Source organism: Vibrio sp. OPT46 (genome assembly GCF_015163535.1).
In the GTDB taxonomy this organism is placed as follows: Bacteria; Pseudomonadota; Gammaproteobacteria; order Enterobacterales; family Vibrionaceae; genus Vibrio; species Vibrio alginolyticus.
In genome coordinates, this window is sequence record NZ_JADDYG010000323.1 from 36812 (window position 1) to 44492 (window position 7681).

Sequence of the window (7681 nt, forward strand, 5' to 3'; positions counted from 1 at the left end):
CTATTTTCCACCGCTTTAACGGCCACACACTCAATACCCCCATACTCACCATTGAATAAAGATCACATTCTGATAACAATTTTCAGCGCTGGCTTAGATGTCATCCATATTTAACGTGCAAGTAACATTTATAAACAAGAATGATTGCTCTAGTTCAAATGATGGAAAAATAAGATGAAATTTTCGCAGTGGAGCCTTTTATTAAGTAGCTTGATAGCGTTACCCTGCATTGCAGATACCGACGTTTACCTAACGAATAACTCTGATCAACCGTTAACTATTCAAGTAAAACATGAAGGCAGTGATTTGCTTCAATACGGAGAAGAGTGGCAACAACATGTGCAGGTACTTGGTCCGTGGGAAACTAAATCTGTATTAAGCTTCAACCGTTGGGAGGGCGTGAAATCAAATCAAACTTACCGTTTTGAAACGGTGGTTTCTAGCCCTGAAGGTGAAAGCATAACACTCAATCAAATAATGGAAGGCCATTGGTACAATTCGACCATTGAATACGGCTTGTCCGCAGCCGATGTCGAGTTATCACTCAAAGATGATCGTAACATTCATCGTGCCAACACTAACGCTTTTGGTGCGAGAGAAACCGAACTGGCATTTAAGTCAGACAGTACCGCTCGATATGATGATCTTTACTACACCATCACGCCAAGCAAGGTAGCGGAGTCTGTCGACAACGAAGAACAAAACCTTAAGTTGATGACTTATAACATCTGGGCGTTGACGGCTATTGCATCGCACATTGGAGATCGTTACGAACTGATTCCTCAACATGTAAAAGGTTACGATGTTTTGGCGCTGCAAGAGGTGTTTGCCAGCGGCCGTGAAGCATTCTTACGTGAGTTAGCCAAGGAATATCCTTACCAAACAAAGATGTTAGATAAAGAAGGCGTTAATATTCATGATGGTGGCGTAATCATAGTTAGTCGCTACCCTATCGTGAACGAAGCGCAATATGTCTTTCCCGATTGTTCTGGTACAGACTGCTTTGCCGATAAAGGCGTAAATTATGCGGAAATAATTAAAGGTGGTCAGGCTTACCATGTGTTTGCTACCCATACCGCATCTTTCGATACAGACACCGCCCGTGAGTATCGTCAGCGCCAGTTCAAACAAATCCGCGCACTCGCCCAATCTCTTAACATTCCTTCAAGCGAAACTGTGGTATACAGCGGCGACTTTAACGTAAACAAAAGAAAGTTCCCTGGTGACTACCAACAAATGATCGCTAACTTAAGCGCCATCGAACCTCAGTACTCTGGTTACACGGAGTCAACCTTTGATCCCCGTATCAATAACTTTGCAGGTGAAGCGTTATCAGGTGGCGAAAACGTGGAATACCTTGACTATGTTATGGTGAGTAGTGAATACGGGGTGAAATCATTCAATGACAACCGTGTAGACGTGCCGCGCACAACCGCAGAGAGTTTATGGAAACACTATAACCTTTCTGACCATTTCCCAGTAAGCGCAACAATCAAGCCATGAAGAAAATCGCTTTGATAATCATGTCCGCCATTATGGCGGGCATGATATTTTTAACTTTCAGTCACGATGTTCAAAAAGAAGAGCTCGCTTCCTCTCCTTTCCCTAAGACAAAAAATAAGAGTGTCTCCAGTACATCACTACAAACGAGTAGCATCGTGCCCGATACAGATACTTCACCACAAACCGCTAAGCTCCCTTCCACAGTTCAAATAACGACTGAGCGATTAACTCAACTCAAAGGCAGGAAACTTGTCGCCGAACTTGAGACGTTTTGGCAAGAGTGTATGTTGAACCGTAGTTGTGAAGAGCAGGTCGCCTTGTTTGAGGCGCATTTATCTTCAGCTCGATTCCAGCTTTTGGCGAACTACCCTCAGCTCAGCAGCCAATGGCAAGAGAGTGTAGGAAATTTGTTATTTGATGAGCAACAATCACTGGCGTCGCGTATTGCACAGCTGAAGAACGAAGCAAGGAGCATCTGGGGAGAATTGGCTGATGTTGTTTTCGCGGATGAGTTCGCGCTGTACGATTTCAATTTAGAAGCCCAAAAGCTGGACACTCAAAGCCCAGATAACTTTTTGCGAGCTTTCGAGCAACTCACCATTGACTGGCAAGAACATGCAGATGCTATCGGGCTAACAAGCAACCAGGAAAAATATGAGCGTGCGGTCACCCTGATTCCTAATAGTATGAGCCTACCAGATCGCTTGGCGATCATCGCAGAGCTAGAACGAACTTACTTAACGAAAGAAGAAAGTAAAAACATTCATGCTCGTCAGCAGCAAATTACAGAGCAAAAAAAACAAGTCAAAGATTACCAACAAGCATTACAACAACTTGAGTCCAAGCTAAGAACGCAAAGAGCCTCTAGCCATTCACATTTGTCAGAACCGGAATGGCAAAGCTATTACCAACAAGAAGTCGCGGATTTTCGTCGTGAATTTTTTTCTTCTTAACAATGCGCTTTGACTGACTGGGAACTTAAAAAGGCACGTTGCTAACCAGTCGTCGTGCCTTATGTTCAACTCTCTACTTTTAATTCAGAACAAATTTAAACCAAATACATCTTTCACATCAAATAGCACTTTTTCGGTTTTCTCGCGAGAACGCTCACTACCTTGTTTTAAAATATCAATCAGCTGCGCTTTATCATTCAAATACATAGCGCGCTTCTCTCGAATAGGGCGAAGCATCTCTTGTAAGCATTCTTCTAACACTTTCTTGGTCAAACCATCACCTAACCCACCTCGTCGATAATGGTCTTTTAGCTGTTCGACATAATTTTTATCAGGATGAAAAGCATCGAGGTAGATGAATACAATATTCCCTTCGACTTGGCCAGGATCCTCAATTTTCAGATGATTGGGATCGGTATACATAGATTTCACTGCCGCGGAAATCTCCTTTTCGGAGGCCCCTAAGTTGATTGCGTTCCCCATGCTTTTAGACATCTTATTTTTACCGTCAGTACTCGGCAAACGAGGTGCACCGCTAAGTAATGGACGGCATTCTCTAAGAACCTCTTTTCCACCCAGATGGTTTATTTTTCTCACGATTTCATTAGTTTGCTCTAACATCGGCAGTTGGTCATCACCCACTGGTACTAGCGTCGCATGAAACCCCGTAATATCAGCAGCTTGAGAAATTGGATACGTTAAAAAGCCTGCGGGAATAGAGCGTTCAAAGCCTTTACTTTGAATCTCATTTTTAACCGTGGGGTTTCGCTCTAATCGTGCGATAGAAACAAGATTACTGTAATACATTGTCAACTCGGCTAACGCTGGAATTTGAGACTGCAACGTGATCGTAGTTTGAGCGGGGTTGATACCAACAGCCAAATAATCTGCAACGACATTGAGAATATTAGAGGATACCTTTGATGGGTTATGCGCGTTATCCGTCAGCCCTTGCATGTCCGCAACCAAGATCGTTTGCTCGTGCTCCGTTTGCAATTTGACTCGTTGTTGCAATGAACCAATATAGTGCCCGAGGTGTAATGGACCTGTTGCTCGATCTCCGGTAAGTATAATTTCACGCTGAGATGTATTTTTATGGCTATTCATATTTGTCTCCAAGTATTTAATAGATCGCTACTGGAGATAAAAAGATCAAACACTCTTAGCTACCATCCAGCAGCTTAAGAATGTAAGTATTCCGCGCCGCTCTATTTAGAGCGCCACCAAGAGAAGGTTGTTAATGAAGGGCGAACGTGTATTTTCATGTTTTTTAAACTAACAGCACATACCGCAGAACTCAATCTGTTTTGTACTGAATTAGAGTGAGTGTTCCAACAGCCAATTAAGAGGATTACATTGGTAAAGACATCGCAATGACCAAAACCGCACCAAATACCGAACCAGAGACAAACGCACACAGTACAGTTTTGTTGTGTTTCCTTTTCATTGATGAACTCCTATCCATAACTACGATGACCAGCCCTCACATCTAATACGCATGTGGATGCATCACGACAACGAGTTAACCAACATATCGCACGTAGGACCAGTACCGCTTTGTTAAATTGGGACCTCGTCCATAACTTGGAGTGTAAATGACTCCGGAACCTACAACAGAAGAAAGTTTCATCACGTTACTGTCCTACCCTCCGGGTTTGTGGCTTAATAGGCAGCAGGAACACTTTTTTCTTTTACTGCGGATACTTACATGGAAGCTGTTTTACATCAGTTGCAATTCTCTTTGTCGATAACCGGACCTATCTGTTTGATGTTGGTACTTGGCGTTCTTTTTAAGCGCTTTGGTCTAATCAACGATAATTTTATCGAAGTAGGCTCTAAACTGGTGTTTCAAGTTACCTTGCCTGCAATGTTATTTGTCAGCATTGTGGCTTCAGAACACGACTTTTCCGCGGCAAGTGGATTCGTCAATTTCGGCGTCATCGCTAGTATTTCGTTTTTCATTTTCACCTACCTTTCCGTCAAACTTCTGTTCAAAGCGTCGCCTGACCAAGGCGTTCTCATCCAAGGTGGGTTCCGAGCAAATACAGGTATTATTGGTATCGCTTACGTTGCCAATGCGTATGGTTCTCAAGGTGTGGCGTTAGCGGCTCTCTATGTCGCGGTCACCACATTTATTTATAACGTCCAAGCGGTAATTTGCTTATCGCCCAAGGGGGCAACGTCTGCCTCGCAAGCAGCAAAGATGATGGGCCGAACACTGACTAGGAATCCGCTCATAATCTCCATTGTTCTAGGAATGGCTTTTTATTTACTCGCTATTCCAGTACCGAATGTGGTTATTGACGCAGGAGACTACTTGTCCAAAATGACATTGCCTTTGGCGCTGTTGTGTACGGGTGGCTCACTTGATTTTAGCTTGATGAGAAAAGAGAAAGGTCCATCTTGGTTTGCGAGCAGTTACAAGCTCATCGTAGCGCCAGTCATCATCACCATGGGAGCTTACTTAGTAGGATTTCGAGGAATTGAGCTAGGTATTCTTTTCTTTATGAACGCCTCTCCAGTCGCTGCTGCCAGCTATGTCATGGCGCGTTCCATGGGAGGCAATGCCACGTTAGCTGCAAATATCATCGCACTCACTACGGTGCTTTCTACCGTGACCTGTACGTTGGGCATCCTATTTCTTAAGTTCTACAACTTAATATAATTGGCCAGCGATAAAATAAAGACGCTAGACGGCATTGATGTCAGTTACTGGTCGTGATTCGCAAAAGTGAGCTTTCTTACCAGACGAAAAAATTCACTCGCTTCAGATTCCGACAAACAAGAAAAAAACTCTTTCTGTAAATTCGTCATGATTTGATGAACTTGCTTTAAAGCATTTGCCCCCTCTTTTGTCATGCTTAGCATTTTAAGGCGCTGATTCGATTTACTTTTAGAAACTTGAACAAACCCTCTCTTTTCCAGATTGTCCACCATCCGCTTTGCTACACTTCGCTCAGTTCGAACCGCATCAGCTAACGCTTGCTGGCTCATAGGCTGAAATTCTTCTAAAGCGGCCAGTGCACTTGCCATTTCTAGTGTCATCAAATTTTGCCGAGAGAGCTCAGCTTGGGCACGATTGCGGTACATGCGCTGCATCACACCACAAACAAACATAGGACTTTGATCCAAAACGGAAATTGGGGAAATTTTCTGATCTTTCATCGTCGTTTTTCTTCTTTAGGCTTTCATTCGGCCGAAAAGGCTGTGCTGATACTGCACACAACACGCCGTCTTTCAGGCTCGCGTCATAGACGGTAACCACCAAGTGAAAACATAAAATAAAGAGCGCCGAAGCGCCCTTTAATCGTGTTTATTATCACTAGTATAACTCAGTTAAAACAACCAAGTCCTACTCGCTTTGCTGAGTGGGTTTAGTGCTGGTCTCAGACAACTCTGCCTCCGACTCTTTTCTCGCACGTCGATCAAACAATCGCTCAACCACTACAAAGAAGATTGGGACGAAGAATATACCCAATATCGTGGCACTGATCATGCCACCAAGTACGCCGGTACCTACTGCGTTTTGACCTGCCGATCCCACACCTGAACTGATAGCAAGTGGTACCACACCCAAACCAAAAGCAAGCGATGTCATGATAATTGGGCGCAGACGAACGCGAACAGCATGTAAGGTTGCTTCGATAAGCCCAGCGCCTTTCTCATAGTAGTCCTTTGCAAACTCAACAATCAGAATGGCGTTTTTGGTTGCCAAGCCGACCGTAGTTAATAAGCTCACCTGGAAGAACACATCGTTATCCATACTGCGCGTCATTACCGCAAGCACAGCACCAAGCACACCAAGAGGCACAACTAACACCACGGCGAAAGGTACTGACCAACTTTCATACAAAGCGGCAAGAACTAAGAATACGACGAGGATAGATAGCGCATATAGCATCGGCGCTTGGTTTCCGGAAAGGCGCTCTTCATACGAAATACCATTCCAGTTCACCGTGAAACCTTCTGGTAGCTTTTCTACCATTGCTTCAATTTCTTCCATGGCTTCACCAGTACTTACACCAGGAGCTGCACCGCCTTGAATATTCATTGCTGGCAAACCATCAAAGCGCTGCAAAAGAGGAGAACCATATGTCCACTCGCCACTCGCAAAAGCAGAGAAAGGCACCATCTCTCCCTTAGCGTTGCGTACGTACCATGAATCGAAGTCTTTTGGCTGCATGCGGTATTCCGCATCACTTTGCACCATCACTTTCTTCACACGACCGCGATCAATATAATCGTTAATGTAAGCCCCGCCCCATGCAGCTGACAGGATTTGGTTTACGTCATTGATACTGACATCCAAAGCACGAAGTTTGACGTGGTCAATGTTCACTTTGTACATTGGCGCATCTGCCTGACCGTTTGGACGAACACCGACAAGTTTCGGGTTTTGTGCTGCCATGCCCAGAAGTTGCCCTTGAGCCGCAACTAATGCATCGTGCCCTTTATTCAACGAGTCTTGGAGATAGAAATCGAAACCTGTCGAGTTACCTAGCTCTTGAATCGCTGGAGGGGCGAACGCAAACACCAAAGCTTCTTTAATGGTAGAGAAGTACCCCATCGCTCGGCCCGTAATGGAAGCCGCATCAGCGCCAGGCGCTTCACGCTCAGACCAATCTTTCAAACCGATAAATGCCATCCCCATGTTTTGGCCTTGGCCTGCAAAACTAAAGCCCGCAACGGAGAAGACGGATTTCACGTTGTCTTTCTCATCCACAAGGTAAAAGTCGCGCATTTTCTCAAGTGTTTTTTCCGTCTGCTCTTGCGTTGAGTTAGGCGGCAAAATGGCCATTGAGAATACCGTGCCTTGGTCTTCATCCGGCAAGAATGACGTTGGAAGGTTCATAAATAACCAGCCAGCACCTGCACTCATTGCCAAAAATACAACCAACATGCGACCTGTGCGTTTTAGAAGTTTGGCAACGCCGGTTTCATAGCCTGCTGTCATCGCATCAAACTTGCGGTTAAACCAGCCAAAGAAGCCTTTCTTCTCTAGAAGCTCAGCATCGCCTTTTTTCAGCAACGTAGCACACAATGCTGGAGTCAGAATTATCGCAACCAAAACGGAAAGCGTCATAGCCGCCACAATAGTTATTGAAAACTGACGGTAAATAACCCCGGTAGAACCAGACATAAACGCCATAGGGACGAATACCGCTGAAAGCGTCAAACCGACACCAATCAGGGCACCAGTAATCTGTCCCATCGATTTTTTGGTC

The 7681-nt window shown here is 44.7% G+C and carries 6 protein-coding genes; 3 read left to right on the forward strand and 3 right to left on the reverse strand.

Annotated features, from left to right (window positions below; all coding sequences use genetic code 11):
* Nucleotides 1-174 precede the first annotated feature (174 nt).
* Entirely contained in the window at nucleotides 175-1503 is a 1329-nt protein-coding gene (locus IQR33_RS15490) for a sphingomyelin phosphodiesterase (RefSeq protein WP_017634955.1), read from the forward strand.
* Nucleotides 1500-2456: a hypothetical protein gene (locus IQR33_RS15495; RefSeq protein WP_017634956.1), complete on the forward strand. Its 957-nt coding sequence runs from the start codon at nucleotides 1500-1502 to the stop codon at nucleotides 2454-2456. Before IQR33_RS15490 ends, IQR33_RS15495 begins: the two co-directional genes overlap by 4 nt.
* 84 nt (nucleotides 2457-2540) lie before the next feature.
* Here the strand turns inward: IQR33_RS15495 and trpS are convergent, their stop codons facing one another.
* Nucleotides 2541-3563 carry a tryptophan--tRNA ligase gene (gene trpS / locus IQR33_RS15500; protein ID WP_176310877.1) on the reverse strand — a complete coding sequence of 341 codons (1023 nt, stop codon included), beginning with the start codon at nucleotides 3561-3563 and terminating at the stop codon, nucleotides 2541-2543.
* A gap of 601 nt (nucleotides 3564-4164) precedes the next feature.
* On the opposite strand from trpS, the gene IQR33_RS15505 reads away from it, so the two are divergent.
* Nucleotides 4165-5121, forward strand: coding sequence for an AEC family transporter (locus IQR33_RS15505; RefSeq protein WP_005388415.1), 957 nt, complete (start codon nucleotides 4165-4167; stop codon nucleotides 5119-5121).
* A gap of 44 nt (nucleotides 5122-5165) precedes the next feature.
* Here IQR33_RS15505 and IQR33_RS15510 read toward each other — a convergent pair whose 3' ends face one another.
* Both IQR33_RS15510 and IQR33_RS15515 read right to left on the reverse strand, forming a co-directional pair.
* On the reverse strand, nucleotides 5166-5621 hold the full coding sequence (locus IQR33_RS15510) for a MarR family winged helix-turn-helix transcriptional regulator (protein WP_017635039.1): 456 nt from the start codon (nucleotides 5619-5621) through the stop codon (nucleotides 5166-5168).
* 187 nt (nucleotides 5622-5808) lie between these two features.
* Nucleotides 5809-7681: efflux RND transporter permease subunit (locus IQR33_RS15515; protein WP_193843814.1), on the reverse strand; the 1873-nt coding region annotated here is incomplete at its 5' end.

Bases quoted from the DNA above. Each gene is read 5' to 3' on its own strand.
- IQR33_RS15490 (WP_017634955.1), top strand. From the start codon at position 175: ATGAAATTTTCGCAGTGGAGCCTTTTATTAAGTAGCTTGATAGCGTTA.
- IQR33_RS15495 (WP_017634956.1), top strand. From the start codon at position 1,500: ATGAAGAAAATCGCTTTGATAATCATGTCCGCCATTATGGCGGGCATG.
- trpS (WP_176310877.1), bottom strand. From the start codon at position 3,563: ATGAATAGCCATAAAAATACATCTCAGCGTGAAATTATACTTACCGGA.
- IQR33_RS15505 (WP_005388415.1), top strand. From the start codon at position 4,165: ATGGAAGCTGTTTTACATCAGTTGCAATTCTCTTTGTCGATAACCGGA.
- IQR33_RS15510 (WP_017635039.1), bottom strand. From the start codon at position 5,621: ATGAAAGATCAGAAAATTTCCCCAATTTCCGTTTTGGATCAAAGTCCT.